The organism is Candidatus Eisenbacteria bacterium (assembly GCA_018831195.1).
Lineage (GTDB): Bacteria > Eisenbacteria > RBG-16-71-46 > CAIMUX01 > JAHJDP01 > JAHJDP01.
In genome coordinates this window covers 1-2,043 of record JAHJDP010000013.1, presented here as the reverse complement: position 1 = coordinate 2,043, position 2,043 = coordinate 1, and the positions used below count along the sequence as shown (strand labels likewise).

The 2,043-nt window shown below is 58.9% G+C and carries 4 protein-coding genes; all 4 read left to right on the top strand.

The genetic code is table 11. From position 1 onward, the window contains the following. The coding region (locus KJ970_02325) for a hypothetical protein (protein MBU2689734.1) at positions 1-468 on the top strand (468 nt) is incomplete at its 5' end. After that, positions 455-1,150, top strand: a complete 696-nt coding sequence (locus tag KJ970_02320; GenBank protein ID MBU2689733.1) for a ParB N-terminal domain-containing protein — start codon at positions 455-457, stop codon at positions 1,148-1,150. The genes KJ970_02325 and KJ970_02320, both read left to right, overlap by 14 nt. Beyond that, entirely contained in the window at positions 1,122-1,706 is a 585-nt protein-coding gene (locus KJ970_02315; protein ID MBU2689732.1) for a DUF1804 family protein, read from the top strand. Before KJ970_02320 ends, KJ970_02315 begins: the two co-directional genes overlap by 29 nt. Further along, on the top strand, positions 1,594-2,043 hold a 450-nt coding region (locus KJ970_02310; GenBank protein ID MBU2689731.1), incomplete at its 3' end, for a phage terminase large subunit family protein. The genes KJ970_02315 and KJ970_02310, both read left to right, overlap by 113 nt.

Sequence of the window (2,043 nt, the reverse complement as noted above, 5' to 3'; positions counted from 1 at the left end):
TTTCAAGGCGAGGCTCAGGTCCTGAAAGCAGACATTGTCAAATTGCTCCCCACGATCGAGGCCGACATCGCTTACTTCGACCCGCCGTATCCCGGTGTCACCAGCTACGAGAAGGAATACAAGATCATCGATGAGATCCTGGAGGGGACATCCCTGCCGGTGAGCCCGTTCAGCGCCAAGGACGGTGCCTCGATGATCGACGGTTTGTTCAAGCAGGCGAAGAACATCCCGGTCTGGGTTCTGAGCCTGGGAAATGCCGAGGTGACGCTGGGCGAGCTGGAGCAGAAAATGCGCGGCTATGGCCGGGAGGTGAAGGCTACCGAGATCCGGTACCAACACAAACCCTCCCAGTCCAGCGCTGAGAAGCGGCAGCAGAACCGGGAGTTCATCCTGGTCGGCTGGGATCCGGAATCAGCCCTGCTCCAGGATCAGACACTTATGGCCGCTTCGGCCCATGGAGAAACTTGAAATGGCTCAAATGAAGAAACCTCTCGGTGCGAAAATGATTCCGCTGGACGATCTTGTCCCGCACCCGCTCAACAGCAATGTCATGTCCGAAGATATGAGGGAGAAGTTAAAGGCGCATATCAAACGAACCGGCCGGTACCCGTATCTGATCGTCAGGCTCCATCCGGATCAAGCCGGGAAGTACCAGGTGCTCGACGGGCATCACAGAATCGATGTGCTTCGGGAGTTGGGTCACTCAGAAGCGCGGTGCGATGTCTGGGAGGTGGACGACCGGGAGGCCAATCTCCTGCTGGCCACATTGAACCGCCTCGAAGGGCAGGATGTTCCGATCCGCCGAGCGCAGCTTATCCACGAGCTTTTGGGTGGGATGAGCCTCGACGATCTGGCCGGGCTGCTCCCGGAATCCGATCGCCAGCTGGAAGAGCTTCATGCCCTGTTGGAGTTCCCCGCCGATGAGGTGGCGGCGCTATTGGATGAGCAGGCCGAAGAGGAGGAGAAGGTGTTGCCGCGCGTGATGACCTTCGTCGTGACGCCGGATCAAGAAGGGATCATCGAACAGGCTGTCGAGTCTGCGAGCGACGGCACTCCCGGCCGTGATCGCAGAGCGCGGGGGCTTACAAACTTGGCGAAGGGATTTTTGGAGGATCGAACCGATGAAACGCAGCCACTCAAAGACACGTGAGGAGGCCCGACGCCTCTACCTGACCGGAGAGATGGAGACCAATGCCGAGATCGCGGCCCGTCTCGGTGTGAAACCCCATACCGTAGGCAAGTGGCGGCGAGGCGAGGACTGGGACAATCTGCGCCTCAAGATCGACCTTCGAGCTGCGGAGATGTTTGTGGAGAAGATCGCCACCGATCGCGTCACTCTCAATGTCCGCCACTACCGGCTGTGGGACCTTCTGCTGGCGAAGCTGGCCGACGATTTGAAGACCAGGAAGCTGACCGACATCCGGGACCTGGAACGGATTGCGAGTATTTTGGAGCGATCCCAGAAGGGTCAGCGGCTTGCCAAGGGTTTATCAATAAGTGGAGAAACAGAAGAAGCCATCCGCGCTCAGTCACAAGCTGAGATACGCCGGGTGATCGATACTTTTATCGACGCAGTCAAGGAGTATGTACCCGATGAAGAAAGCCGTGACCACATCCGTCGGCACATTCTCGAAGCACTACCTGATGAAACGGGCGACGGAGCTGGCGAGTCCGGCGACGCGGTCACTTACCGACCCGCTGGGTGACTGGGTGCTTCGGAACATCCGGCTGGAAGGCGTGCCGTTCTCGTTCAAGGGGCATGAATACCTCCGAGCCATCTACGACGACACCTCACCTTATGTCGTGCTGAGCAAGGCCGCGCAGATAGGAGGGACCACCTGGGGTATTCTCCGCAGCCTTCACGCCTGCCTGACCGGCCTCAACGTCATCTACTTCTTTCCGACCCGGACCGATGTGCTGGAGTTCTCCAAGTCGCGCGTCTCGCCATTGCTGGCGGACAATCCGTTCATCATGCGCCTCATGACCGATACCGACACAGCCGGTCTCAAGAGGATTGGGGGTGCGTACCTGTACCTTCGGGGG